Origin of the sequence: Caballeronia telluris, assembly GCF_001544495.1 — a bacterium.
Classification (GTDB): domain Bacteria; phylum Pseudomonadota; class Gammaproteobacteria; order Burkholderiales; family Burkholderiaceae; genus Caballeronia; species Caballeronia telluris.
On record NZ_FCNZ02000002.1, the window covers coordinates 162116 to 188786 of the forward strand.

A 26671-nucleotide genomic window follows, 5' to 3' on the forward strand; every position below is an offset into this window, starting at 1 on the left:
GCGCTCGCCCGATTCACGGCGACGCGTGCATCGGGCGCGACACGAGGGAAAACCCCCGGACGGCGACGCCCCGTCCAGACGCCCCGCCCCATGGGGCTCACGGCCCATCGCACGACGGTTCATTAACCTTGGGATAACGAACGCATCCCGAGGGTGATTGAACGGACAGGACGCGCTCCCTAGACTCGCCTCACACCCTGAGCGAGTCCACACATGTCCTGTCAAAGCCCTTCCCCGTCCCGCTGGGCCACGCGCCGCGCGGAAAAACATCGCCGACTGGCGCGCGTGTCGTCGATCGCGGATGGCATGGTCCTGCCCGCCGAGCGCATCGTCGATGTCCTGCAGAATCTGATCGCGCCGGGTGACCGCGTGGTCGTCGAAGGCAACAACCAGAAGCAGGCGGACTTCCTGTCCCGCTCGCTCGCGAAAGTGGACCCGGGCGTCGTCCACGATCTGCATCTCATCATTCCGAGCGTCAGCCGCGCGGAGCATCTCGATCTCTTCGAGCGAGGCATCGCGAAAAAGCTCGACTTCGCCTACGCCGGCGCGCAAAGCCTGCGCATCTCGCAGTTCCTGCAGGACGGCATTCTCGAAATCGGCGCGATCCATACCTACATCGAACTGTACGCGCGGCTCTACGTCGACCTGACGCCCAACGTCGTGCTGATCGCCGGCTTCAAGGCCGATCGCGACGGCAACCTCTACACCGGGCCGAGCACCGAGGACACGCCCGCGCTCGTCGAAGCCGCGGCGTTCCGCGACGGCATCGTGATCGCGCAGGTCAACGAGATCGTCGACGATCCGAAGGACCTGCCGCGCGTCGACATCCCCGGTTCGTGGATCGATTTCGTCGTGCAGTCGGACAAGCCGTTCTTCATCGAGCCGCTTTTCACGCGCGACCCGCGCCTCGTCACGCCGATCCAGGTGCTGATGGCGATGATGGCGATCCGCGGCATCTACGAGCGGCATCAGGTGCAGTCGCTCAATCACGGCATTGGCTTCAACACGGCGGCGATCGAACTGATCCTGCCGACCTACGGCGAAAAGCTCGGCCTGAAGGGCAAAATCTGCCGCCACTGGACGCTCAATCCGCATCCGACCTTGATTCCCGCGATCGAAACCGGCTGGGTGGAGAGCGTGCACTGCTTCGGCGGCGAACTGGGCATGGAAGCGTATGTCGCCGCGCGTCCGGACGTCTTCTTCACCGGCCGCGACGGCTCGATGCGCTCCAACCGCGCGATGTGCCAGCTCGCGGGGCAATACGCGGTCGACATGTTCATCGGCTCGACCTTGCAGATGGACGGCGCGGGCAATTCGTCGACGGTCACGCACGGGCGCCTCACCGGCTTCGGCGGCGCGCCCAACATGGGCCACGATCCGCACGGCCGCCGCCACGCGACGCCCGCGTGGCTCGACCTGCTGCAAACGGACAGCCCGCTCGAACGCGGCCGCAAGCTCGTCGTGCAGATGGTGGAGACGTTCCAGGCGAGCGGCCAGCCGAGCATCGTCGAATCGATCGACGCGGTGGAAGTCGGCCGCGAGTCGGGCATGCCGCTCGCGCCGGTGATGATCTACGGCGACGACGTCACGCACGTGCTGACCGAGGAAGGCATCGCGTACCTGTACAAGGCGCGCTCGCTCGAACATCGCAAGGAGATGATCGCGGCCGTCGCGGGCGTGACGCCCGTCGGCCTCGCGAGCAGCGCGGACAAGCTCGCGGCCCTGCGCCGCGACGGCTTCGTCGCGCTGCCCGAGGATCTCGGCGTTCATCGCAGCGAAGCCAGCCGGTCGCTCCTCGCCGCCAAGAGCGTGGCCGATCTCGTCGACTGGTCGGACGGACTGTACGACCCGCCCGCCCGTTTTCGGAGCTGGTGATGCGCGAGACCCTCGCCATGAGCGCGGCGCCTTCGCTGCGCGCGGCGCCCGATCCCGCCGAGCGACTCGGCGAAGCGGTCGTGCAGGCGCTGATCGACGAAGTCACGCTCGCGCCGAAGCCCGGACTGGTCGATATCCGCAGCCGCGGAGCGCATCACGATCTCGACTGGACACTGATGTGCGCATCGGCGCTCGCGCTGCAGCCGACCTTCGTCGAACTGGCGCGCGCGGGCAGGCAAACACTGCCCTTGCCCGCGCTGCGCGAGCGCGTCGGCGCCATCGGCCGCGAAGGCGAAGCGCGAATGCTCGACGCGACGCGCGGCGTGAATACGCATCGCGGCGCCATCTGGGCGCTCGGCCTGCTCGTGACGGCGGCGGCACGCGACATGACCGACCGCACGCCGCGAGGCATCGCCGCACGCGCCGGATCGCTTGCGCGGCTGCCCGATCGACACGCGCCCGCCCGCACCGGCAACAAGGGCGAGCGGGCGTGCCGCGACTACGACGTCGGCGGCGCGCGCGGGCAGGCGCAGGCGGGTTTCCCGCATGTCGTGGAGATCGCGCTGCCGGAACTGACGCGCTCGCGCGAGCGCGGCGACAGCGAGACGGCGGCGCGGCTGAACGCGCTCGTCGCCGTGATGGCGAGTCTCGACGACACCTGCGTGCTCGCACGCGGCGGCCGCACCGCGCTCGCCGAGCTGCAGGACGGCGCGCGGCGCGTGCTCGCGCACGGCGGCGCGGCCCGGCTCGACGGCCGCCGTCACCTGAAGGCGCTGGACCGACGGCTCGTCGAGTTGCACGTGTCGCCGGGCGGCGCGGCCGATCTGCTCGCCGCGGCGCTCTTTCTCGACCGGCTTCAAGACGCCCCTCTTACGACGAACGCATAGAACACATAGGAACGCACATGGAAACCATCGTCCTCGAATTTCCGGCGGGTCCGCCCGCAGCAGGCCGCGCGCTGGCGGGCGTGGTCGCGTCGGGGGACCTCGAAGTCCTGCTCGAAGCGAACGCGGCGCACCGCACCGTGGTGAACATCACGACCTCCGTCGACGGCAAGCGCCGGCTGTGGCAAGCCGTGCTCGAACGCATCTTCGGCGACGGATCGCTGCCCGCCGCGAAGCTCGAAATCAACGATTCCGGCGCGACGCCGGGCGTCGTGCAGATGCGCATCGGGCAGGTGTTCGAACAACTCAAACCCACCGGCGGAGCGTGAACGTCATGGACACACAGCAATTGCTCGAACGCCAGAGCTTCATCGAACTGGACGCACGCAGCCGCGCGAAGAAGCTGCTCGACGAAGGCACCTTCAGCGAACTGCTCGATCCGTTCGAGCGCGTGAGTTCGCCGTGGCTCGCACGGCAAGGCATCGTGACGCAGGCCGACGACGGCACGGTCGTCGCAAAGGGCACGATCGACGGGCAGCCCGCCGTCGTGCTCGCCATCGACGGCGCCTTTCAGGGCGGCAGCATGGGCGAAGTGTCGGCGGCGAAGATCGCGGGCAGTCTGGAACTCGCCGCCGAAGACAACCGGAACGGCATCCCGACGCGCGCCGTCATCCTCTTCGAGACGGGCGGCGTGCGCTTGCAGGAGGCCAATCTCGGACTCGCCGCCATCGCGGAGATCCACGCGGGCATCGTCGATTTGCGGCGCTATCAGCCGGTGATCGGCATCACGGCCGGTCCGATCGGATGCTACGGCGGGATGTCGATCGCGGCGGGACTGTGCAGCTATCTGATCGGCACGCGCGAAGCGCGGCTCGGGCTGAACGGACCGACGGTGATCGAGCAGGAAGCGGGCATCGCGGAATTCGATTCGCGGGACCGCCCGATGATCTGGAGCTTCACGGGTTGCGAGCAACGGCATCGCACGGGGCTCGTCGACGTGTACACGCAAGACGATGCCGATGCGATCCGCACGGCCGTCATCGAGCGGTTTCGCGCCGGGCGTCCGCGAGCATGCCGCAGCGAACGCGTGGCGGGTTTTCTGGCGCGGCTTGCCGACATCGATCCGGGCGTGCAGGCCACGCCGGAACAAACGGCCGCCATCTACGGCAAGGGGTTCGAGTCATGAGCACACAAGAGCTTTCGAAGCGCGGCGCGGTCTGGCTGGACGCGCTCACCTACAGCGCGCCGTTGCAGGCGGGCTATCCGCCTTCGGTGCGCGTCGCCGACGCGCGGCTCGGCGATCATCCCGCGCGTTTCATCGCCGTGGTGCCCGATCCCGAGAACCCGTTCCCGCGCGCACGCAACGGCGAGGTCGGTCTCGTCGAGGCGTGGGAGGTCGCGCGGGCGGTGCGTGAAGCCGTCGATGCCGACGCCGGGCGCAATGACGAGCGCGTTGGAAAACGCGCGATCGTCGCCGTGATCGACGTCGCGAGCCAGGCGTATGGACGGCGCGAGGAAGCGTACGGCATCCATCAGGCGCTCGCCGGTGCCGCCGATGCCTACGCAAGCGCGCGTCTCGCCGGTCATCCGGTGATCGGGCTGATCGTGGGGCGCGCGATGTCCGGTGCGTTTCTCGCGCACGGCTATCAGGCCAACCGCCTGATCGCGCTCGCCGATCCGCAGGTCATGGTTCACGCGATGGGCAAGGAATCCGCCGCGCGCGTCACGCTGCGCTCGGTTGCCGAACTCGAAGCGTTCACGGCGCGCGTGCCGCCGATGGCCTACGACATCGACAACTACGCGTCGCTCGGATTGCTCTGGAAGCTGCTCTCGGTGAGCAACGCCGACGCGCCCACCGGCGCCGACCAGTCGACGGTCGAAAAGACCCTGCAAGCCGCCTTCGACGATATTCGCGCCGATCCATCCCGCGGACTGGAAAGCCGGCTCGGCAGCGCGCACCGCGCGGCCTCGGCGACGGTTCGCCGCAAGCTGCGGGAGGCATGGCGCTAAAGCACCTAAGGCACGTAAAGCACGTAAAGCACGGCACGTCGAAACACCGGCTCACCAGAAGCCAATCAGACTATGAAAGGAGACATCAAATGATCATCTATGGAACCGCGTTGCTCGCGTTCTGCCATCTGGCAGGACTTTTTCTCGGCGACCTGCTCGGGGTCGCGATCGGCGTGAAGACGAATGTCGGGGGCGTCGGCATCGCGATGCTGCTTCTGATCTTCCTGCGCCTCTATCTGCACGGAAAGGGCCTGCTGCCGAAGGAAACCGAAGCGGGCGTGGGCTTCTGGGGCGCGATGTACATCCCGGTCGTGGTGGCGATGGCGGCGAACCAGAACGTCGTTGCCGCGCTCAAGGGCGGCCCCGTCGCGCTGCTCTCCGCGCTCGGCGCCGCCGCGTCCTGCGCGGTCTGCATCGCCGTGCTTTCACGCACCGGCCGCGACAGCACGTCGTTTGCCAATGCCCCGACACTTGAAGAAGTCTGAACGCGGAGACCGCCATGTTCCAAATGATCGATAAGGTTCTGATCCACAACGGCCTCGTCACGGCGTTCGCGCTCGTGGGGCTCATCATGTGGGTGTCGTCGGTGATCTCGAAGAAGCTCACGTTCGGGCGCGTGCACGGCTCGGCGATCGCCATCGTGATCGGCCTCGTGCTCGCCTATTTCGGCGGCGCCTTCACGGCCGGACAGAAGGGTCTCGCCGACCTGCCGCTCTTCGCGGGCGTCGGCCTGATGGGCGGCGCGATGCTGCGCGACTTCGCCATCGTCGCGACCGCCTTCGAGGTGCAGGCGACCGAAGCGCGCAAGGCCGGGCTGATCGGCGTGGTGTCGCTGCTGCTCGGAACCGTGCTGCCGTTCATCGTCGGCGCGAGCATCGCGCATGCGTTCGGCTACACCGACGCGGTCAGCATGACCACGATCGGTGCGGGCGCCGTGACGTATATCGTCGGACCGGTGACGGGCGCGGCGATCGGCGCAAGCTCGGACGTGATCGCGCTCAGCATCGCGACGGGCCTCATCAAGGCGATCATCGTGATGATCGGCACGCCGCTCGCCGCGGGCTTCATGGGGCTGAAGACGCCGCGTTCCGCGATGATCTTCGGCGGGCTGGCGGGCACGGTGAGCGGCGTTAGCGCGGGACTCGCCGCCACCGACCGGCGGCTCGTTCCGTACGGCGCGCTGATCGCGACGTTCCACACGGGCGTCGGCTGCCTGCTCGGACCGTCGCTGCTGTTCTTCGCGACCAAGGCGCTGATGGGCGCGTGACGCGCCGGGGAGAACGACGGTGTCTGTCGCCGAAGCATCATGAGCGTGCTATTCACGTTTCCCGGCCAGGGCGCGCAGCGCGTCGGCATGCTGCACGCGCTGCCGGCGCACAGGGAAGCCGCGCACGCGCTCGAAGAAGCCAGCGACACGCTCGGCTACGACGTTCAGTCCCTCGACGATGCGCCATCGCTTCGCTCCACGGTCGCTGTGCAGCTTTGTCTGCTGATCGCGGGCGTCGCGCAGGCGCGCGTCATCCAGGCGCACGGCCACGAGCCCGACATGGTGGCGGGGTTGTCGGTGGGCGCGTATCCGGCCGCCGTGATCGCGGGCGCCCTCGCCTATTCCGACGCCGTGAGGCTCGTCGCCCTGCGCGGTCAGTCGATGGAGCGGGCGTATCCGCGCGGCTACGGCATGACCGCGATCACCGGCATGACCCAGCGCTCGCTCGAACGGCTGATCGCGCAAGTGAACGGCGACGCCGGTCCCGTCTTCCTTGCCAACATCAACGCGGACACGCAGATGGTCGTCGCAGGCAGCGACGCCGCGATGCACCGTCTCGCGACACTCGCAAGCGAACACGGCGCGCAACGTTGCGAGCGACTCGACGTCGCGGTGCCGTCGCATTGCGCGTTGCTCGACGCGCCCGCTGCCGCGCTCGCCGATGCCTTCCGACAGATCGACGTGCGTGCCCCGCGCATCGGCTACCTGAGCAGCAGTGTCGCGCGGCCGCTCTTCGACGGTCCGCGCATCGCCGCCGACCTGGCGGGCAACATGGCCCGGCAGGTGCGCTGGCACGACACGATGAGACTCGCGTGGGAGCGCGGCGCGCGCCTCGCGATCGAGATGCCGCCATCAACCGTCCTGACGCGGCTCGCTAGCGCGATCTTCGCGGAGGGCGTCGCGGTGAGTTGCAGCGAGGTCTCGCTGCCGGACCTGGGCGCGCTCGTCGAGCGGGAAAAGACACGCGACGAGCGGTGAACACTCAGCCAGCGCTTCTCGTGCGCAGACGGCAGACCGCCATCAACGCGAGCAGGTTCGGATCGCGCTCGCGCGCGCGCAGGAAACTGACGCCGATGGTCTGGCGCATCAGGTATTGCGGCTTGAGCGGGATGAACTGCACCTTGTCGCCGAAGACGCCTTGCACGCGTCCCGGCAAGAGCGTATAGCCGACTCCGCCGCTCACCAGATTCATCAGCGAGAAGATGTCGCCGGTGCGCATCGTCACGTTGGGCGTGAAGTCCGCGACGCGAAATGCGTCCACGAAACCGTGATAGGTGGCGAACCCCTCGCCGAGCGAGACGAACGTCTCGTCGCGGCAGTCCCGCAGATCGACGGCTTCCTGCTTCGCGTACGGCGAACCGGCGGGCGCCGCGAAGAAAATGTCGTCTTCGAAAAGCGGGATGGATTCGATCTCGGGCTCCGCTTCGGGCAACGCCATCAGCGCCGCGTCGATTTCGCTTCGCTTGAGCTTGTCGAGCAGCTCGGCATTCGGACCGAGCACGAGCTCGACGTGCAGCGTCGGCCGGCGCACCTTGATATCGACGACGATACCCGGCACCGTCCGGATCGTCAGCGAGTACAGCGAGCCGATCTTCAGCCGGTCCGACGAATAGCCCGCGGCTTCGCGCGTCGCGCGAATGCCGTCGGACATCAGCGCGAGCACTTCCTCCGCGACATCGGCGAGCATCTGCGCCGCTTCCGTCGATTTCAGATTGCGCCCTTCATGGCGAAACAGCGCGCAGCGCACGCCTTGTTCGAGCGAATGCAGCGCGCGGTGCACGCTGACCGTGCTCACGTTCAGCGCCTCGGCCGCCTTCGCCAGATTGCCGGTCTCCATGAAAGCGAGCAGGACCTCCAGCTTGCGGAAGGTGATCTCGTCGTCGATTCGGTCGCGCATCTCATTCAGGGAACGGTCGAAACCGTCGATTATCGGCTCGCGACTGCGCCGGACCAATAGCGTTTATCCCGCATCGCCTGCTCGTCGCCTCAAGGCGATGCGCCGGGCGTCCGCGATTCGCCGTGCGCGAACGGTCCACGCCCTGTCCCGCCCTTCGGGCTTCACCGGGAAAACGCTAATCGAAACGCGGGGGGACGCTGCATATAGTTCGTCTGGTTAGCCAGGGCGCGCGGCCGCTGTCCACAGAATGGGATGACACAACATTTCGCGCGCGATGGCCGGGACGAGCCCACCTGCGTGAGCGCCATGAATAGAAGAAGTCAATTTCGCGCTGCATCCGAAACACGCATCAGACAGACCCATTCGCACCATGCCGCTGCGTGCAAAAGACGCGAAGGACATCGACTTCGCCTTCCGCACGCTCACGGGCCGCAGACAATCCATCCCGGCTTCGCCGGAACGTGACGACGCAATGCGTTTATCACGAGGGACGTGCGCGTCCCTCGCGCGTTTTGTGGGTGAACGCCGCTTCGGTTGATCGAAAGGTGCTGCCCGCTATCTGAAAGCGATCGACGATGAATCGACCAGAACGACCAACCAAGACAAGCTCGGAGGGTGACATGGCGCAGGATCGGGAAGACGCAGGAAACCATATCGAAAGGGACGACAACAGCGCGTTCAGCACCGGCAGACGCAGCCTCATGCAGGGCGCAGGGCTCGGCGCCGCGCTCTCGCTGCTGGGCGGTGCGGGCGGTTTGATTTCGTCGGCGCAGGCTGCGGAAGCAGCGTTCCCGCAGCACAAGAAATGGAAGATCGTGTTCGTCAATCACGTCACCACCAACCCGTTCTTCGTGCCGACTCAATACGGCATTCAGGACGCCTGTTCCATGCTCGGCATGGACTACCAGTGGACCGGCTCTGCCACGTCCGACGCCGGCGAAATGGTGCGCGCGGTGAACTCCGCGATCGCGGCGAAAGCCGATGCGATCGCCGTGCCCATCGTCGATCCGTCCGCGTTCGACAAACCGATTCAGGCCGCGCTCGACGCGGGCATCCCGGTGTTCGCCTACAACGCAGACGCGCCGCGCGGCAAGACCAGTCCGCGCCTCGCGTACATCGGGCAGGACCTGTATCTCTCGGGTTACCAGATGGGCGAGCGCATCGCGAGCATCGTCGACAGCGGCCTCGTCGCGCTGTTCATCGCGACGCCGGGTCAGCTCAACATCCAGCCGCGTCTCGATGGCGCGAGCGACGCGATCAAGAAGTCGGGCAAGAAGATCGACATCCAGACCGTCGCGACGGGGGCGACGGTGAACGAAGAGCTGTCGAAGATCAAGTCGTTCTACCTCGGCCATCAGGACCTGAAAGGCATGTTCGCCGTCGATGCGGGCAGCACGCAAGGCGTCGCGCAAGTGATGAAGGAATCGAACCTGCCATCGAAGGGCGTGCATGGTGGCGGCTTCGATCTGCTGCCGCAGACGATTCAGTTGATTCACGAAGGCTTCCTCGATTTCACCATCGATCAGCAGCCGTACGTGCAAGGCTTTTATACGGTGATGGAAGCGTTCGTGTTCCTGGCCTCGGGCGGACTCGTCGGGCCTGCGAACATCAACACGGGCCTCAAGTTCGTGACGAAGAGCACCGTCGAGCCGTACCTCAACACGTCGACGCGCTTCGAAGGGAAGACCGCGAAGCCGCAAATCGTCCCGATGAGCGGCGCCATCAAGTCGTGACGGACGTGGCGAACGAACCCCGCAAGGCGGACACGCCCGCGCCGCCGCGGCCGCGCGGCGCATGGACGGCCCAGTGGGCCGCCGAGTTGCGCATCCTGCTCGTGGCCGTGCTGCTCGCGGCCTATTTTGAGTTCGCCAATCACGACTTCCTGCTCACGAACGCGAGTCTCGTCAATCTGTCGCAGTTCATCGCGCCGGTGGCGATCATCGCGTTCGGCGAGATCATGCTGATGATCGGCGGCGACATCGATCTGTCGGCTGGCATGGTGTTCGCGTTCGCGCCGTTCATGATGGTGTTCGCGAACGACGCGGGCGCGCCGATGTGGCTCGCGGTGAGCGCGGGTCTCGCGGCCGCCGCCGTGATCGGTTTCGTGAACGGCGCCGTGACCGTGTGGCTGCGGCTGCCCTCTTTCGTGACGACGCTCGGCACGCTCTTTCTCATCAACGGGATCACGCTCACGTTGTCGCGCGGCACGCCGGCGGCGACGCCGGGCTCTCCCACCTTCGCCGAGTTCATGGGCGCGTGGGGCTATAGCGAGATCATCTGGACCGTCGTGATCGCGGCCGTCATGCACACGCTGTTGCGTCACACCCGCTGGGGCCTGCATACGCAGGCGGCGGGCGCGAATCCGCTCGGCGCGAGCGAGGCCGGCATCCACGTGAACCGGCTGCGCCTCGGCAACTTCGTTCTCGCCGCCGTGCTCGCGGGTTTCACCGGCATCCTCGAAGGCTTCCGCATCACGTCGATCGACCCGCAGGCGGGCGGCAACCAGATCATGTTCCTGGCTGTCGCGGCGGCGGTGATCGGCGGGACACCGCTCACGGGCGGCTCCGGCACGATCGTGGGCGGGCTCCTCGGCGCCGCGGTGCTCGGCATTCTCAACGACGGCTTCACGCTCATCGGCATCAACGCGTTCACCTTCAACATCATTCTCGGCGCCGCGATTCTCGCCGCGATGATCTTCAACATTCATATCGGACGCATCCGTCGCAAGGGAGGCCCGTGATGGAGGCATCGCAAGCCGCCTCGCCAACGACCGCCGGCGCCCCGGCGTTGCGCGGCGACCAGCTCGTCAAACGCTTCGGCGCGGTGACGGCGCTCGACGGCGTCTCGCTCACGCTCGGCCGCGGCGAGATACTCGGCATCCTCGGCGACAACGGCGCGGGCAAATCGACGCTCGTCAAGATCCTCACGGGCTTTCACCAGCAGACGAGCGGCGCGCTCCACGTCCACGGCGAAGAAGTGCTGCTGCGCTCGGTCGACCATGCGCGCGCGCTCGGTATCGAATGCGTGTATCAGGACCTCGCGCTCGCGAATTCCCTCAGCATCTACCACAACATGTTCCTGAACCGCGAGATCGTCCGGCGCGGACCGTTCCGCCTGCTCGATCACAAGACGATGCGCGCGCGCGCCGCGCAGTGTCTCGACGATATCGGCGTGCACGTGCCTTCGGTGGATCTGCCGGTGGAGCGGCTCTCGGGCGGACAGCGCCAGGCGATTGCCGTCGCGCGCGCGGTGTATTCGAACGCGAAGATCCTTCTGCTCGACGAACCGCTCGCGGCGATGGGCGCGCGCGAAGCCGCCCTGATCATCGACCTGGTCATGCGTCTGAAGGAAAAAGGCGGGCTGTCCATCATCATGATCATGCACAACTATGCGCAGACGCTCGACATCGCGGACCGCATCATGCTGATGCAACGGGGCCGCGTGACGTACGAGCAACGCAGCGCGAACACGTCGGTGGCGGAGCTGATGGATATCGTGCGGCGCGAATACCGTGCGATGCGCGACACGCTCGCGCGTTGAGACTCCGTGCCGTTCGCCGCGTCCGGGCACGAGCGGATGATAGGATTTGACTATTGACGGCTGAGTCCGGACGTCGCGCAAACCTTGCGGACAAAAAAAAGGCGCTGCGTTGCCGCAGCGCCTTAAAAGTTCTAGCCATTCCGAGGGCCGTGCTAGAACCTGAGAGCCCTTTTTCGAAACTGCCGGTCGCTCATGAGCGCCCAACGCACTTTCGAAATTGGGTTCCATTTTTTCTGGTTATGCTGCCTAAGTCAAGCAAAATTTCGTGCCATGGGCATCTGCCCAACTTGCGCGCGCCTAACGCGGAGAATGGAAAAGTGTCGCATTGCGTGCACCTTTGGACGAGCATTGCATGCGCTGCAAAGATTGACGAAGAGTTCGCGCGGCATCCAAGGTTGCTGAATAGAAACGAAACGATGTTTTGAAAAAACGATGAACAAGAGTGAGAATCGACCGGTCGGTCGGGAAAAGCCGAGGGAAAAGGACGGCGAAGAGGTCACCGCACTCGCTCGCGGACTGGACGTCCTGCGCCGGATCGCCGCTGCCGACGCGCCCGTCAGCAATCGCGAACTGACCGAACTGACCGGCATCCCGAAGCCGACCGTCTCGCGCATCACCGCGACGCTCGTCAGCGCCGGGCTCCTGTTCCGTCTGCCGGACAGCGAGCGCTTCGTGCTGACGGCGTCGGTGCTGGAACTGAGCAACGGTTTTCTGCGCAACTTCGACATCCGCGCCCGCGCGCGTCCTTTCCTGATCGACCTCGCCGAACTGACGGGCCTGAGCGTGCATCTCGCGGTGCGCGACCGGCTGGAGATGGTCGTGATCGACGCGATCCGGCCGCGCTCCGCCGTTCTCGTCTCGCGGCTCGACGTGGGCGGTCGCATGGACCTGTGCCGGACCGCCGTCGGCCGCGCATATCTGGCGGTGCTGCCGCAGTCCGAGCGGCAGACGCTGATCGCGAGCGTGCAGACCGCTTCCGGCGACGACTGGCCGGCCGTCGCGGGCGGCTTGCAGTCCGGACTCGACGACATGCGGCGTCTCGGTTTCGCGATCTCGACGGGCGAATGGCATCACGGCCTGAACGCCGTCGCGGCCGGCTTCACCGGGCCGTCCGACCAGCGCTACGCGGTCAATTGCGGCGGCGCCGCGCACCAGTGTCCGCGCGAGACGCTGATCGAAAGCGTCGCGCCGGCGCTGCTCGACTGCATCGCGAAGATCGTCGACGAGATCGGCGGCGCGCCGACCGCGCAGATCGGCGACTAGGCAACGCCGGCCGTCTCGCCCGCCGGCTGCAACGCGCCGTGGCCGGCCCGCGCCGCTCCCGCACGCGATGTAACACTCGTAATCAACAGAAAGAAAGATAGCTGGACTGTTACGAAGCGCGGGACGTAGCATCATGCTTCGCGCGCACCGGGCCCTGCTTTCAAAGCTTTCCAGAGAACCGTCCCGGGCGCATCCGGGGTTCACCACGATTGGCTCGCCCGAGGCTCGCCGGCGCCTTGCGTCCGCGAGCCCGAGCCGCCCCTCCCGCAGACCGGCGCGCGAATAATCCAGCACGCACCGGGCATCGAATTTCGCTTCAACGCCAGTCACCGAATTACGCCAAGCCACCGAACGATGGACGACCAGAAAAACTCTCCGACGCCCCCGCAGACCGACTCCCCGATCTCTCCCACCGCTGTCCGTCCCGCCCGGCGCCGCCGTTTCGGGTGGCTCGTCGTGGCACTCCTGATCATCGCCGGGGCGATCGCGTGGTGGCATCCGTGGAGCCGCAACGACGCGTCGAATGCGCAGCAGGCCGGCTCGCCGGCGGGCGGCCGGCGTGGCGGCACGGGGCTCGCCAACCAGCCGCAGCCGGTGCACGTGGCGACGGTCGTGCAAGGGGAAATGCCCGTCGTCATCAATTCGCTCGGCACGGTGACGCCGCTTGCGAACGTCACGGTCAAGACGCAACTGAACGGCACGCTGATGGACGTCGCGTTCCAGGAAGGCCAGATGGTCAAGAAGGGCGACCTGCTCGCGCAGATCGACCCGCGTCCCTATGAAATCTCGCTGCGCAACGCGCAGGGCACGCTCGCGAAAGACCAGGCGCTCTTGCAGACCGCGCGGCTCGACTTGCAGCGCTATCAGACGCTGCTGTCGCAGGATTCCATCGCCAAGCAGCAGGTGGACACGCAGGCCTCGCTCGTCAAGCAGTACGAAGGCGCGGTGAAGTCGGATCAGGCGAACGTCGATACCTACAAGCTCGATCTCACCTACGCGCGCATCACGGCCCCGGTGTCGGGGCGCGTCGGTTTGCGGCAGGTCGATCCGGGCAACTACGTGACGACCGGCGACACCAACGGTGTCGTCGTGATCACCCAGTTGCAGCCGATCAGCGTCATCTTCACGACCTCGGAAGACAACCTGCTGGCGATCATGAAGCCGATGCGCGCGGGCGCGAAGATGTCCGTGACCGCCTACGACCGCGCCAACACGACCGCGCTCGAAGCCGGTTATCTCGAAACGGTCGACAACCAGATCGACACCACGACCGGCACCGTCAAGTTGCGCGCGACCTTCCCGAACAAGGAGAACATGCTGTTCCCGAACCAGTTCGTGAACACCAAACTGCTCGTCGACGTGATCAGGAACGCGACCATCGTGCCGACTTCGGCGGTGCTCAACGGTTCGTCGGGCGCGTTCGTCTACGTGGTGAAGCCGGACAACACGGTGACCGTGCGCACGGTGAAAACCGGTCCGGTCGACGGCGAGCGCACCAGCATCAAGAGCGGCCTGCAGGTCGGCGAGCGCGTGGTGATCGACGGTTCGGACCGCCTGAAGGAAGGCGCGAAGATCACGATTCCCGCCGACAAGGCGAAGGGTGCTCTGGGTGCTTCGGGTGCTTCGGCCGCTTCCGGCGCATCGGCGGCGACGGCCGCCAGCGCGGCGTCCGGCGCTTCGGGCGCGCATCACGGCGGGCGTCATCGCCAGCAGCAGCCGCAATGACCGCCGGACGACGTAAAGCATGAACCCATCACGTCTATTCATCCTGCGCCCGGTCGGCACGGCGCTCCTGATGGCGGCGATCATGCTGGTCGGCCTGGTCGCGTTGCGCTTTTTGCCGCTCTCCGCCCTGCCCGCCGTCGATTACCCGACCATCCAGGTCCAGACCTTCTACCCGGGCGCGTCGCCGGACGTGATGACGTCGTCGGTCACCGCGCCGCTCGAAAAGCAGTTCGGGCAGATGGCGAGCCTGAACCAGATGTCGTCGCAGAGTTCGGCGGGCGCGTCGGTCATCACGCTGCAATTCAGCCTCGACCTGCCGCTCGACATCGCCGAGCAGGAAGTGCAGGCCGCGATCAACGCGGCGGGCAACCTGCTGCCGTCCGATCTGCCCGCGCCGCCGATCTACGCGAAGGTGAACCCCGCCGACGCCCCGATCCTCACGCTCGCGATCAGCTCGAAGACGCTCCCGCTCACGCAAGTGCAGGATCTCGCCGACACGCGCCTCGCGCAGAAGATCTCGCAGGTGGCGGGCGTCGGCCTCGTGTCGGTGAGCGGCGGCAACCGCCCCGCCGTGCGGATTCAGGCGAACACACGCGCGCTCGCCTCCTACGGCCTGAACATCGACGACCTGCGCACCACGATTTCCAACCTGAACGTCAACACGCCGAAGGGCAATTTCGACGGCCCGAGCCGCGCGTACACGATCAACGCGAACGACCAGTTGACCGACGCGAAGGCGTATCAGAGCGCGGTGGTCGCGTACAAGAACGGGCGGCCGGTGATGCTGACCGACGTCGCGACGATCGTCGAAGGGCCGGAGAACACGAAGCTCGGCGCGTGGGTCGATTCCACGCCCGCGATCATCCTGAACGTGCAGCGCCAGCCGGGCGCGAACGTCATCCAGGTGGTCGACGGCATCAAGAAGCTGCTGCCGCAGTTGCAGGCGTCGCTGCCGGCCGCGCTCGACGTGCGCATCGTCACCGACCGCACCACGACGATCCGCGCCTCCGTGCGCGACGTGCAGTTCGAACTCGCGCTCTCGGTCGTGCTGGTCGTGCTCGTCATCTATCTCTTCCTCGCGAACGTCTGGGCGACGCTGATTCCGAGTCTCTCGGTGCCGCTCTCGCTCGTCGGCACGCTCGCGATCATGTATTTGTGCGGCTTCTCGCTCGACAACCTCTCGCTGATGGCGTTGACCATCGCGACCGGTTTCGTCGTCGACGACGCCATCGTGATGATCGAGAACATCGCGCGCTACGTCGAGGAAGGCGATCCGCCGCTCGAAGCGGCGCTCAAGGGTTCGCGGCAGATCGGCTTTACGATCATTTCGCTCACCGTTTCGCTCATCGCCGTGCTGATTCCGCTGCTCTTCATGGGCGATGTCGTCGGGCGGCTGTTCCATGAGTTCGCGATCACGCTCGCCGTCACCATCGTGATCTCGGCAATCGTCTCGCTCACGCTCGTGCCGATGCTGTGCGCGAAGCTGTTGCGCCACACGCCGCCGAAGGAAAGCAAGCGCTTCGAGGCGCGCGCGCACCAGTTCATCGACTACGTGATCGGGCGCTACGCCGTCGCGCTCACGTGGGTGCTCGACCGCCAGCGCGCGACGCTTTTCGTCGCCTTCCTCACGCTCGTGTTCACGGCGCTCCTCTATATCGTGATCCCGAAGGGCTTCTTTCCCACGCAGGACACGGGCGTGATCCAGGCGATCACGCAGGCGCCGCAGGCGGCGTCGTATCAGGCGGTGGCCGAGCAACAGCAGGCGCTCGCCGCGCAGGTGCTGAAGAATCCGGATGTGGAGAGCCTGACGTCGTTCATCGGCGTGGACGGCACGAACATCACGCTGAACAGCGGCCGGATGCTCATCAACCTGAAGCCGCGCGACGACCGCAGCAACACGTCGAGCGACGTCATCCGCACGCTGCAGAACGACGTCGCGAACATTCCCGGCATCCGGCTCTACATGCAGCCGGTGCAGGACCTGACGATCGACTCCACCGTCAGCCCGACGCAATACCAGTTCATGCTGACCGACCCGAACGCGACGGAATTCGCGCAATGGGTGCCGAAGCTCGTCGAGCGTCTGCAGCATTCGCCGGAACTCGCCGATGTCGCGACGGACTTGCAGGAGAACGGCCAGTCGGTGTACGTGGAGATCGACCGGGCGACGGCCGCGCGCTTCGGCATCACGCCCGCCACCGTCGACAACGCGCTCTACGACGCGTTCGGCCAGCGCATCATCTCGACGATCTTCACGCAGTCGAACCAGTATCGCGTGATTCTGGAAGCCGAGCCAACCGATGCGCACTACAGCGAGACGTTGAGCGGCATCTATTTGCCCTCCTCCACCGCGTCGGGCGGACAAGTGCCGCTCTCGGCCATCGCGAAGTTCCACGAGCGCGCCGCGCCGCTGCTCGTCACGCACCTCGGCCAGTTCCCGGCGACGACCGTTTCCTTCAACCTCGCGCCCGGCGCGTCGCTCGGCGCCGCCGTCAAGGCGATCGAAGCGGCGAAGGCGGAGATCGGTTTGCCGCCGTCTTTCCAGATCCGCTATCAGGGCGCGGCGCTCGCGTTCCAGGCATCGCTGTCGAACGAACTGTTCCTGATCCTAGCCGCCATCGTCACGATGTATATCGTGCTCGGCGTGCTGTACGAGAGCTTCATCCATCCGATCACGATCCTCTCGACGCTGCCCTCCGCGGGCGTCGGCGCGCTGCTTTCGCTGATGATCACCGGGCACGATCTGGACATCATCGGGATCATCGGCATCGTGCTGTTGATCGGCATCGTGAAGAAGAACGCGATCATGATGATCGACTTCGCGCTCGAAGCCGAGCGCGAGGAAGGCAAGTCGCCGCGCGACGCGATCTTCCAGGCGTGCCTGTTGCGCTTCCGCCCGATCCTGATGACCACGCTGGCGGCGCTCCTCGGCGCCTTGCCGCTGATGATCGGCTGGGGCGCCGGGTCCGAACTGCGTCATCCGCTCGGCATCGCGATCGTCGGCGGGCTGATCGTGTCGCAATTGCTCACGCTCTTCACGACGCCCGTGATCTACCTCGGCTTCGATTCGCTCGGCCGCAGGCTGCGCGCGCGGTTCAATCGCGGTACGCCACCCCGGCCGCCGCGCCCGGTCAGCGAAGCGGAGTGACGCGATGAACCTCTCGCGCCCCTTCATCGACCGGCCCGTCGCGACAACCTTGCTCGCGATCGGCGTCGCGCTCGCCGGCATGTTCGCGTTCGCCAAGTTGCCGGTGGCGCCGTTGCCGCAAGTCGACTTCCCGACCATCTCCGTGCAGGCGAGCCTGCCGGGCGCGAGTCCGGAGACGGTGGCGACCAGCGTGGCGAGTCCGCTGGAACGCCATCTCGGATCGATTGCCGACGTGACCGAAATGACGTCGATGAGTTCGGTCGGCAGCACGCGCATCACGCTGCAATTCGGCCTGAACCGCGACATCGATGGCGCCGCGCGCGACGTGCAGGCCGCGATCAACGCGGCGCGCGCCGATTTGCCGGCGTCGCTGAAAAGCAATCCGACGTATCACAAGGTCAATCCCGCCGACGCGCCGATCCTCGTGCTCGCGCTCTCGTCGCCGACGCGCACCGCCGGCTCGCTCTACGATTCCGCCGCGACCGTCTTGCAGCAGACGCTTTCGACCGTGCCGGGCGTCGGCGAAGTCGATGTGAGCGGCTCGGCGAATCCGGCCGTGCGCGTCGAACTGGAACCGGGCGCGCTCTTTCACTACGGCATCGGGCTGGAAGACGTGCGCGCGGCGCTCGCATCGGCGAACGCGAACAGCCCGAAGGGCGCGATCGAGTTCAAGGGCAACCGCTTCCAGCTCTACACGAACGACCAGGCGAGCAAGGCCTCGCAGTATCGCGATCTGGTGGTCGCGTACCGCAACGGCTCGGCGGTGAAGCTCTCGGACGTGGGCGAAGTCGTCGATTCGGTCGAGGACCTGCGCAACCTCGGCCTCATCAACAACAAGCGCGCGGTGCTCGTGATTCTCTACCGGCAGCCGGGCGCGAACATCATCGAAACCATCGACCGCGTGAAGTCGATGCTGCCGCAATTGCAGGCGGCGCTTCCCGCCGACGTCGAGATCACGCCGACCGCCGACCGTTCGACCACGATCCGCGCGTCGCTGCACGACACCGAACTCACGCTCGTTGTCGCGGTGGCGCTCGTCGTGATGGTCGTGTTCCTGTTCCTGCGCAACTGGCGCGCGACGCTCATTCCGAGCGTCGCCGTGCCGATCTCGATCATCGGCACCTTCGCGGCGATGTACTTGCTCGGCTTCTCGCTCGACAACCTCTCGCTGATGGCGCTGACCATCGCGACCGGCTTCGTCGTCGACGACGCGATTGTCGTGCTCGAAAACATCCAGCGGCACATCGAGAACGGCGTGCCGCGCATGAAGGCCGCGATACTGGGCGCGCGCGAAGTGGGCTTCACGGTGCTGTCGATCAGCGTGTCGCTCGTCGCCGTGTTCCTGCCGATCCTCCTGATGGGCGGCATCGTCGGGCGGCTCTTTCGCGAGTTCGCGCTCACGCTGTCGCTTGCGATCGGCGTGTCGCTCGTCGTCTCGCTGACCGTCACGCCGATGATGTGCTCGCGTCTCTTGCGCGAGCCGCACGAAAGGAAGGAAGAAGGCCGCGTCGCGCGCTGGCTGGAACGCCAGTTCGACCGCATGCAGCGCGGCTACGCGCGCACGCTCGGCTGGGCGCTCGCGCATCCGCGGCTGATTCTCTGCGTGCTGCTCGCCACCATTGGCCTGAACGTCTATCTCTACATCATCGTGCCGAAGGGCTTTTTCCCGCAGCAGGACACGGGGCGGATCGTCGGCGGCATTCAGGCGGACCAGAGCACGTCCTTCCAGGCGATGAAGGGCAAATTCTCCGAGATGATGCATATCGTCGAGGCCGATCCGGCCGTCGACAGCGTCGCGGGCTTCACGGGCGGCCGGCAGGCCAATTCGGGCTTCATGTTCATTTCGCTCAAACCGAAGAGCGTGCGCAAGGTGTCGGCGGACCAGGTGATCCAGCGCCTGAGGAAGCCGCTCGCGGATGTCGCGGGCGCGCGCACGTTCTTGCAGGCGGTGCAGGATATTCGTGTCGGCGGCCGGCAGTCGAACGCGCAATATCAGTTCACCCTGCTCTCCGACAGCACCGCCGATCTTTACAAATGGACGCCGCTTCTGACCGAGGCGCTGCAAAAGCTCCCCGGTCTCGCCGACGTCAACTCCGACCAGCAGCAAGGCGGCCTTGAAGCAATGGTGACGTTCGACCGCGCCACGGCCGCGCGCTTCAACATCAAGCCCGCGCAGATCGACAACACGCTCTACGACGCGTTCGGCCAGCGCCAGGTTTCGACGATCTACAACGCGCTCTCGCAGTATCACGTCGTGATGGAACTCGCGCCGAAGTACTGGCAGGACCCGGAGATGCTCAAGCAGTTGTACATCAGCACGTCGGGGGGCACCGCGAGCGGCGCCGCATCGACCAATTCGACCACCACGTCCATCGCCTCCGCGACGTCCAGCGCGGCGACCGGCGGCGCAACCGATACCGCGACGCAACTCTCGCTCGCCTCCGTGCGCAACTCGGCGACCAACGCGATCGCGTCGAGCGGCAAGTCGGGGTCGTCCTCGGGCGCGGCGGTGTCGACGTCGAAGGAAACGATGATCCCGCTTTCGGCCATCGCGAAGTTCGGGCCGGGCAACACGCCGCTTTCGGTAAATCACCAGAGCCAGTTCGTCGCCTCGACAATCTCGTTCAACCTGTCGCCCGGCAAGTCGCTGTCCGAGGCGACCGCGTCGATCTATCAGGCGATGGCGGAGATCGGCATGCCGGCCACGATCCACGGCAGTTTTCAGGGCACGGCGCAGGCGTTTCAGCAGTCGATGAACGACCAGCCGCTCCTGATTCTCGCCGCGCTCGCGGCGGTCTACATCGTGCTCGGCATCCTGTACGAGAGCTACATCCATCCGATCACGATTCTCTCGACGCTGCCTTCCGCCGGCATCGGCGCGCTGCTCGCGCTGCTGCTCTTCAAGACCGAGTTCAGCATCATCGCGCTGATCGCGGTGATCTTGCTGATCGGCATCGTGAAGAAGAACGCGATCATGATGGTCGACTTCGCGATCGAGGCCGCGCGGCACGGCGCGACGAGTTCGCGCGGCGCGATCGAACAGGCGTGCCTGCTGCGTTTTCGTCCGATCATGATGACGACGGCCGCCGCGCTGCTCGGCGCGCTGCCGCTCGCGTTCGGCACGGGCGAAGGCTCGGAGATGCGCGCGCCGCTCGGCATCGCGATCGTCGGCGGCCTGATCGTGAGCCAGATGCTCACGCTCTACACGACGCCCGTCGTCTATCTCTACATGGACCGTTTTCGCGTGCGCGGGGAAGCGCGCCGTGCGCGAAAGCGCGACGGGACGCGGCCGGCGGGCGCGACCGAGTAGGCGCCCGTACCGTCACCGATGGCAGGATTCGCAAAAATCGCTTACGTTTAGGACCTGCCCTTCATTCGACGAGGAGCGATTCCGATGAAAGTCCTGCTGATTGGCGCGCATGGCCGCACGGGCCGCCACATCGCGCGGCAGTTGCACGCTGAAGCCATTGCGTTCAAGGCGATGCTGCGCAAGTCGGCGCACAAATCGGAATTCGTCGCGCTGGGCGCCCAGATCGTGCTCGGCGATCTGACGGAAGACTTCTCCCACGCATTCGACGACGTCACGCACGTGATCTATGCGGCGGGGTCGGCGGAAACGGAGGGCGTGAACGAGGAGCGGTCGATCGACCGCGACGCCGTCGAGCGCACCGCGGATTACGCGAAACGTCGGCGCGTGCAGCAGCTCGTGGTGATCAGCGCGATTTCGGCTTACTGCCCGGCGGAGAATCCGCTCGCGCTCAGGCACTATTCGAGGATGAAGCGCGAAAGCGACGAGTACGTGCAAAAGCGCGGCGTGCCGTATGTGATCCTGCGCCCGGGGCCTTTATCGGACGAAGCCGCCCGCGGGACGATCGCGCTTGCATCGGAACCATCGGCGGGCGCGGCGGCGGTGTCGCGCGAGGATGTGGCGCGCGTGGCCGTGGCATGCGTGACGCGCGGAGTGGAAGGTCGCGTCATCGGCTTCGTCGGAGGGGATTTACCTATCGGCGATGTGCTCGACGAGCTGACTGGCGTTCGGGGCGTGTCGTTCAACACGGTTTGATATGGATGCGCGCTGGTCGAAGCCGGCTCGCGTAGATGTTTTACATTCTCCCGATTAAAAGTTCGGTATCGTCGAAAAGTTAGTCGAACCGATACCGAACGCGCTCGTGATGTCACTCCGATAGCAGGCGTTCTGTACCCGCGAAACAAAATTCACCGGGCGGAATGTCAATGCCGACAGAACTGAAAACGGACGCATGGCACCGCTACATGCTGTATCGAAGCGGCGAGCCTTACATGTCGTTCGAGTCCGAAGAGAAGCGAAAGACAACGGTCCAAGCGGGCAAGAGATTCACGGCATCGGCATATGCCGATGTGTGGGCCACGGATGCCCAACTCGTCAAGCGCGTACGGACCTTCCTCAGAGAAAACTTCCACTGGCATGACCGGCTCGCCAGGAGCGGCACTGATCGCGACGTCGTGCAGACACTCATGAACATGGTGCACGGCGGCAGCGTCGTTGTGATTGCCGAAAGGCAGGCATACAGCGACGGCGGCATTGCATGCACGCCGAGCAATGCTGCCGCGACGTCGTTCTGGGGCGTCGAAGACTACGATCCGCCACGCTACGCGAGCGTGCAGGAACGCTACGCGGCACAGTTTGCGGAGTTGCAGGCCACCGAGACGCCGTGGGAAGAGATCGAGTCGAAGAACGACGGCATCAACCGGAAGTTCATGCACGCTGCGGTTCTCGTCGATCCGCTCGGTACACTGCCGGTATTCGCCAGAGCCGGTTGGATCAGCAAGTATGGTCTGCCCGAGCTTTCAAGTTGGGGACAAGACAACGACGCAGAAGGCGGCGATGGCGAACCACGGGACGTCGATATCTTCAGCGACACCGGCGAAGGCTCGACACCTACGCCGCTCGGCGATGCGCAACCGTTCGAATTGGGCGATATCACACTGTCCGACGCAGTGAATCAGATAGCGGCTCGTGGCGTCGGTGGAGGGCAGGAAGCGGAGTGTTTCGCGCAATACGAATTCGAGCTTGAGCAATGCAATTTTCTAGGCGCACTGTATAGCGACCCTCGCACCTATGCGCTTTGTCGGCAGCACGCGTTTATGAATTACCAAACATGTCGAGGCTACCCATGAAAACGCAATACCTGATCACGCGCTATGACCCGGCCACCCGGCAGGTCGAGCAGTCCTGGTTGTCCGAAGATGCAATCGATCGAAATCGGTTGCGGCCGTTCATTCAATTCCCGGTTGGCCCGGACGCACCGCTCGATGACGAACTGGCGCGCCGTGTCGGCGGTTCCGTGCTGATGTCACTGGTATCGCAATATCCCGAACTGCGTCCGCTCGCACTGGTCACGAACGGCAAGGGGCAAACCCTCATGGACCTGACCGCGGGCGGCAAGAAATCACCGTTCGATTCGTAACCTGGCGTGGATGGCGTGCGCGGCGCGTTGGCAGACACGTCCCACCGCTACCCCGCATTGACCAGCCGATACCCCACCCCCGTCTCCGTCACGATATGTTCCGGCTGCGCGGCATCGCGCTCCAGCTTCTGCCTGAGATGCGCCATATAGATGCGCAGGTAGTGATGACTATCGACATGCGACGGTCCCCACACTTCCTTGAGCAACTGTCGATGCGTGAGCACGCGGCCCGCATGCCGCACGAGCGTCGAGAGCAGGCGATACTCGATCGGCGTCAGATGCACGGGCGCGCCATCGCGCGTGACCTGCCGCAGCGCGAGATCCACCACCACCGCTCCGAACGAAACCCGCGGCGATTCGTTCGCCGCCGCCCGGTTGCGCCGCCGCAGATGCGCCCGGATGCGCGCCATCAACTCCGACACGCCGAACGGCTTGGTCAGGTAGTCGTCCGCGCCGGCGTCCAGTGCCGCGACCTTCTCTTCCTCCTGCGTGCGCGCCGAAAGCACGATCACCGGCAAGTCGGTCCAGCCGCGCAACTCGCGAATCACGTCGATGCCATCGGTGTCGGGCAATCCCAGATCGACGATCACGAGATCGGGCTTCCTCGTCGCGGCTTCGATCAGCCCCTCTTTGCCGGTCGGCGCCTCGTGCACCGCGATGCCCTCTGCTTCCAGCGACGCGCGCACGAAGCGCCGGATCTGCTTTTCATCTTCGATCAGGACGACGGTAACGGTCGGCTCACTCATGGTTTAACGTCGCTGCGGGCGATGTCATGCTCCTCGTCCTCGATGCCCGGCGCGGGCGGCGGTGCATCGACGGGCAGCGTGAACCAGAAGCGCGCGCCCTCTGTCCGCCCTGCGGCGTCGATGCGATTGGCCGCGCCGATTGTACCGCCGTGCGCTTCGACGATCGCGCGGCAAATCGAGAGTCCGAGCCCGATGCCCGGTTTGGCCGATTCCTTTTCGCCGCGCGTGAACTTCTCGAAGATGCGATCCGCGAGCCGGGGCGGCAAGCCCGGGCCGCTGTCGTCGACGACGACGCGCACGAACGGCTTGCCGTCCGTTTCGATGCGCGCGGCGCCGATCGCGAGCCGCGCATCGACGCTCGTGTACTTCGCCGCGTTCTCGAGCAGGTTCGAGAAGAGCCGCTCCATCAGCACGGCATCGAGTTGCAAAAGCGGCAGGTCGGCGGGAAGACGCACGTCGACGGCTCGCCCCGCGAGCATGCGCCGACACGCGCGCAACGCCGCGCCCACGGTCTCCTCCAAGAGCGACCACTGCCGGTTCAGGCGCAGGCCGCCCGCCTGCAAACGCGCCATGTCGAGCAGGTTCGTGACGATGCTCGTCATGCGCAGCGTCTCGTCCTGAATGCCTTCGATCAGTTCGGCGTTCGCCGCGGACCGCGCGTCGCCGTCGGCTTGCGCGAGCATCGACGCAAAGCCGACGATCGCGGTGAGCGGCGTGCGCAAGTCGTGCGACACCGCCGACAGCAGCGAATTTCGCAGACGCTCGGACTCCATGCTGACGAGCGCATCGCGCGCGATGTCGACGTAGTGCACGCGTTCGAGCGCGAGCGCGATCTGCGCGGCGAAGGTGTCGAGCATGCGCTTTTGCTCGGGCACGTCGAGTTCGCCGGGCTCGCGCGTGAGCACCGCGAGCACGCCGCGCGTGCGCATCGGCGCCTTCAGCGGCAAGTAGAGCGCGGCCGCGGCCGGCAGCGTGCCGGTGCCGCGCCCGGCGGGCTTTTGCTGGTCGTAGACCCACTGCGCGACATCGGCATCGAGCGAGCCGGCATCGAGCAAGCGCGCCTGCGACGCGCTGTCGGACGCGTCGATTTTCTGGCGCACCTGATCGGCGCTGTCGGGCAGCAGGATCGCGACCTCCGCGCGGAACACTTCGCTCACGTGCCGCATGCCGATCCCGACGATCTGCTCGGTCGCGAGCGCCGCGCCCAGTTCGCCCGCCATCGCGTACATCGCGCTCGTGCGCCGCTCGCGCTTCTCGGCGATGCGCGCCTCGCGCTTCAGGCTCGACGTCAGATGGCTGATCACGAGCGACGTCAGCAGCATGCCGCCGAAGGTCAGCAGATACTGCGTGTCCGACACGGAGAGCGACATGCGCGGCGGCACGAAGAAAAAATCGAACGCGGCGACGGAGAGAAACGACAACACGACGCTCGGCCCCCGCCCGAGCCGCACCGCCGCGAACACGACGCCCAGCAGATACAGCATCACGAGATTCGCCAGATCGATGCGTTCGCTCACCGCGCTCGCGACGAGCGTGATGGCCGCGCCGATCGCGGCGGCGATCGCGTAGGCACGGGGCTTCGAAGGATGCTCGCGCGGCATCGAAAGCGCGTTGCGCCACGCGCGTGCGCCGGCATCGGGCGGCTCGGCGAACGCGCGGCCCGCGCCTTCGCGCGCGCGTATCAGCGTGAGATCGAGGTCGCCCGCCCGTTCGGCGAGCCGCTCGCCGAACGGCCTGCGGACCCAACGCGCGACGCCGCGCCGCGACGACGCGCCCGCCACCAGCTTCGACACATTGCGCGTCTGCGCATAGCCGATCAGCGTCGCGACGGCGTCCGTGCCCGCGAGCGTCACCGTTTCCGCGCCGAATTCGGTGGCAAGCCTGAGCGCCTGCATCGTGCGTTCGCGGCGGGCGTCAGGGAGCCGTTGCAGACGCGGCGTTTCGACGTAGACCGCGATCCAGTCGGCTCTCAGGCTTGCGGCGAGACGCGCGGCGGCACGCACGACGCCCGGCGCCGCGTCGCCCGGACCGATACACACGAGCAGCCGCTCGCGCGCCTGCCAGATGCGTTCGATCGAGCGGTCGGCGCGATACTCGCGCATCTGCGCATCGACGCGATCCGCCGTGCGCCTGAGCGCCAGCTCGCGCAGCGCGATCAGGTTGCCTTTGCGAAAGAAGTTGCGCACTGCCCGCTCGGCTTGCTGCGGCAGGTAGACCTTGCCCTGGCCGAGGCGCTCGAGCAGTTCTTCGGGCGGCAGGTCGACGAGCGTCACTTCGTCGGCGCGGTCGAACACGCGGTCGGGCACCGTCTCGGAGACACGGATGCCGGTGATCTGCCCGACCACATCGTTCAGGCTGTCGAGATGCTGGACGTTGACGGTCGTATAAACGTCGATGCCCGCGTCGATCAGTTCCTGGACGTCCTGCCAGCGCTTCAGGTGCCGCGCGCCGGGCACGTTCGAATGAGCGAGTTCGTCGACGAGGATCAGTCGCGGGCGACGCGCGAGCGCCGCATCGAGATCGAATTCGGTCAGCGTGCGGTCGCGATAGTCGAACGACGCGCGCGGCAGGATGTCGAGCCCGTCGAGGAGCGCCTGCGTCTCTTCACGGCCATGCGTCTCGACGAAGCCGACCACGACGTCGTCGCCTTCGTCGCGGCGTCGGCGCGCGGCCTGCAGCATCGCGTATGTCTTGCCGACGCCCGCCGACGCGCCGAAGAAAATCTTCAGGCGCCCGCGCTGGCGCTGTTGCTCGTCGCGCTGGAGCTTGTCGAGCAGTTGGTCGGGGTCGGGGCGGCTCATGGCGGGTCGGTCACGGGTGTCGGGCGGCTCTCCAGTATGCCGCCGAACTGTCGGCTTTCGAAGTAATG

Annotated in this window: 21 protein-coding genes; 18 read left to right on the top strand and 3 right to left on the bottom strand. The window is 66.1% G+C overall.

Annotated features, from left to right (window positions below):
- Nucleotides 1-213 precede the first annotated feature (213 nt).
- The 8 genes from mdcA to mdcH all read left to right on the top strand — a co-directional run bounded on the left by mdcA (nucleotide 214) and on the right by mdcH (nucleotide 7014).
- Complete coding sequence (gene mdcA, locus AWB66_RS03715) at nucleotides 214-1875, top strand: malonate decarboxylase subunit alpha (RefSeq protein WP_087628930.1); 1662 nt, start codon at nucleotides 214-216, stop codon at nucleotides 1873-1875.
- A complete protein-coding gene (locus AWB66_RS03720; RefSeq protein WP_087628931.1) occupies nucleotides 1875-2762 on the top strand; it encodes a triphosphoribosyl-dephospho-CoA synthase in 888 nt (295 codons plus the stop codon). The genes mdcA and AWB66_RS03720 overlap by 1 nt, the downstream gene beginning before the upstream one ends.
- A 17-nt stretch (nucleotides 2763-2779) precedes the next feature.
- The gene (gene mdcC, locus AWB66_RS03725) at nucleotides 2780-3088 is read left to right on the top strand and encodes a malonate decarboxylase acyl carrier protein (RefSeq protein ID WP_087628932.1); all 309 of its coding nucleotides are present in this window, start codon (nucleotides 2780-2782) and stop codon (nucleotides 3086-3088) included.
- 5 nt (nucleotides 3089-3093) lie between these two features.
- Nucleotides 3094-3945: a biotin-independent malonate decarboxylase subunit beta gene (locus tag AWB66_RS03730; protein ID WP_087628933.1), complete on the top strand. Its 852-nt coding sequence runs from the start codon at nucleotides 3094-3096 to the stop codon at nucleotides 3943-3945.
- The gene (mdcE, locus tag AWB66_RS03735; RefSeq protein ID WP_087628934.1) at nucleotides 3942-4769 is read left to right on the top strand and encodes a biotin-independent malonate decarboxylase subunit gamma; all 828 of its coding nucleotides are present in this window, start codon (nucleotides 3942-3944) and stop codon (nucleotides 4767-4769) included. The genes AWB66_RS03730 and mdcE overlap by 4 nt, the downstream gene beginning before the upstream one ends.
- Nucleotides 4770-4858: 89 nt before the next feature.
- On the top strand, nucleotides 4859-5254 hold the full coding sequence (madL, locus tag AWB66_RS03740) for a malonate transporter subunit MadL (protein WP_087628935.1): 396 nt from the start codon (nucleotides 4859-4861) through the stop codon (nucleotides 5252-5254).
- A 14-nt stretch (nucleotides 5255-5268) separates the two neighbouring features.
- Nucleotides 5269-6036, top strand: a complete 768-nt coding sequence (gene madM, locus AWB66_RS03745; RefSeq protein ID WP_087628936.1) for a malonate transporter subunit MadM — start codon at nucleotides 5269-5271, stop codon at nucleotides 6034-6036.
- Nucleotides 6037-6075: 39 nt separating this feature from the next.
- The gene (gene mdcH, locus AWB66_RS03750; protein WP_087628937.1) at nucleotides 6076-7014 is read left to right on the top strand and encodes a malonate decarboxylase subunit epsilon; all 939 of its coding nucleotides are present in this window, start codon (nucleotides 6076-6078) and stop codon (nucleotides 7012-7014) included.
- Between the two features lie 4 nt (nucleotides 7015-7018).
- On the opposite strand, the gene AWB66_RS03755 is transcribed toward mdcH, so the two are convergent.
- Nucleotides 7019-7933 (bottom strand): LysR family transcriptional regulator, encoded by a 915-nt coding sequence (locus AWB66_RS03755; protein ID WP_087628938.1) that lies wholly within the window; start codon nucleotides 7931-7933, stop codon nucleotides 7019-7021.
- Between the two features lie 701 nt (nucleotides 7934-8634).
- Between AWB66_RS03755 and AWB66_RS03760 the strand changes: the two genes are divergently transcribed.
- The 10 genes from AWB66_RS03760 (at nucleotide 8635) to AWB66_RS03805 (ending at nucleotide 23056) form a co-directional block, all read left to right on the top strand.
- Nucleotides 8635-9666 (top strand): sugar ABC transporter substrate-binding protein, encoded by a 1032-nt coding sequence (locus tag AWB66_RS03760; RefSeq protein ID WP_407642263.1) that lies wholly within the window; start codon nucleotides 8635-8637, stop codon nucleotides 9664-9666.
- Between the two features lie 86 nt (nucleotides 9667-9752).
- Entirely contained in the window at nucleotides 9753-10673 is a 921-nt protein-coding gene (locus tag AWB66_RS03765) for an ABC transporter permease (RefSeq protein ID WP_407642264.1), read from the top strand.
- Complete coding sequence (locus tag AWB66_RS03770) at nucleotides 10673-11473, top strand: ATP-binding cassette domain-containing protein (RefSeq protein ID WP_087628940.1); 801 nt, start codon at nucleotides 10673-10675, stop codon at nucleotides 11471-11473. Before AWB66_RS03765 ends, AWB66_RS03770 begins: the two co-directional genes overlap by 1 nt.
- A 432-nt stretch (nucleotides 11474-11905) precedes the next feature.
- A complete protein-coding gene (locus tag AWB66_RS03775) occupies nucleotides 11906-12736 on the top strand; it encodes an IclR family transcriptional regulator (RefSeq protein ID WP_087628941.1) in 831 nt (276 codons plus the stop codon).
- Between the two features lie 354 nt (nucleotides 12737-13090).
- Nucleotides 13091-14461, top strand: coding sequence for an MdtA/MuxA family multidrug efflux RND transporter periplasmic adaptor subunit (locus tag AWB66_RS03780; protein ID WP_087628942.1), 1371 nt, complete (start codon nucleotides 13091-13093; stop codon nucleotides 14459-14461).
- Between the two features lie 19 nt (nucleotides 14462-14480).
- Nucleotides 14481-17609 (top strand): MdtB/MuxB family multidrug efflux RND transporter permease subunit, encoded by a 3129-nt coding sequence (locus AWB66_RS03785; RefSeq protein WP_087628943.1) that lies wholly within the window; start codon nucleotides 14481-14483, stop codon nucleotides 17607-17609.
- Nucleotides 17610-17613: 4 nt separating this feature from the next.
- Complete coding sequence (locus AWB66_RS03790) at nucleotides 17614-20919, top strand: efflux RND transporter permease subunit (protein WP_087628944.1); 3306 nt, start codon at nucleotides 17614-17616, stop codon at nucleotides 20917-20919.
- A gap of 84 nt (nucleotides 20920-21003) precedes the next feature.
- The gene (locus tag AWB66_RS03795) at nucleotides 21004-21672 is read left to right on the top strand and encodes an SDR family oxidoreductase (protein ID WP_087628945.1); all 669 of its coding nucleotides are present in this window, start codon (nucleotides 21004-21006) and stop codon (nucleotides 21670-21672) included.
- A gap of 170 nt (nucleotides 21673-21842) precedes the next feature.
- Nucleotides 21843-22766: a hypothetical protein gene (locus AWB66_RS03800; RefSeq protein WP_087628946.1), complete on the top strand. Its 924-nt coding sequence runs from the start codon at nucleotides 21843-21845 to the stop codon at nucleotides 22764-22766.
- Nucleotides 22763-23056, top strand: coding sequence for a hypothetical protein (locus AWB66_RS03805; RefSeq protein WP_087628947.1), 294 nt, complete (start codon nucleotides 22763-22765; stop codon nucleotides 23054-23056). Before AWB66_RS03800 ends, AWB66_RS03805 begins: the two co-directional genes overlap by 4 nt.
- 47 nt (nucleotides 23057-23103) lie before the next feature.
- Here the strand turns inward: AWB66_RS03805 and kdpE are convergent, their stop codons facing one another.
- Together kdpE and AWB66_RS03815 are read right to left on the bottom strand one after the other, a co-directional pair.
- Nucleotides 23104-23802: a two-component system response regulator KdpE gene (gene kdpE / locus AWB66_RS03810; RefSeq protein ID WP_087628948.1), complete on the bottom strand. Its 699-nt coding sequence runs from the start codon at nucleotides 23800-23802 to the stop codon at nucleotides 23104-23106.
- Nucleotides 23799-26603, bottom strand: coding sequence for a DUF4118 domain-containing protein (locus tag AWB66_RS03815; RefSeq protein WP_087628949.1), 2805 nt, complete (start codon nucleotides 26601-26603; stop codon nucleotides 23799-23801). Before AWB66_RS03815 ends, kdpE begins: the two co-directional genes overlap by 4 nt.
- Nucleotides 26604-26671: the final 68 nt, after the last annotated feature.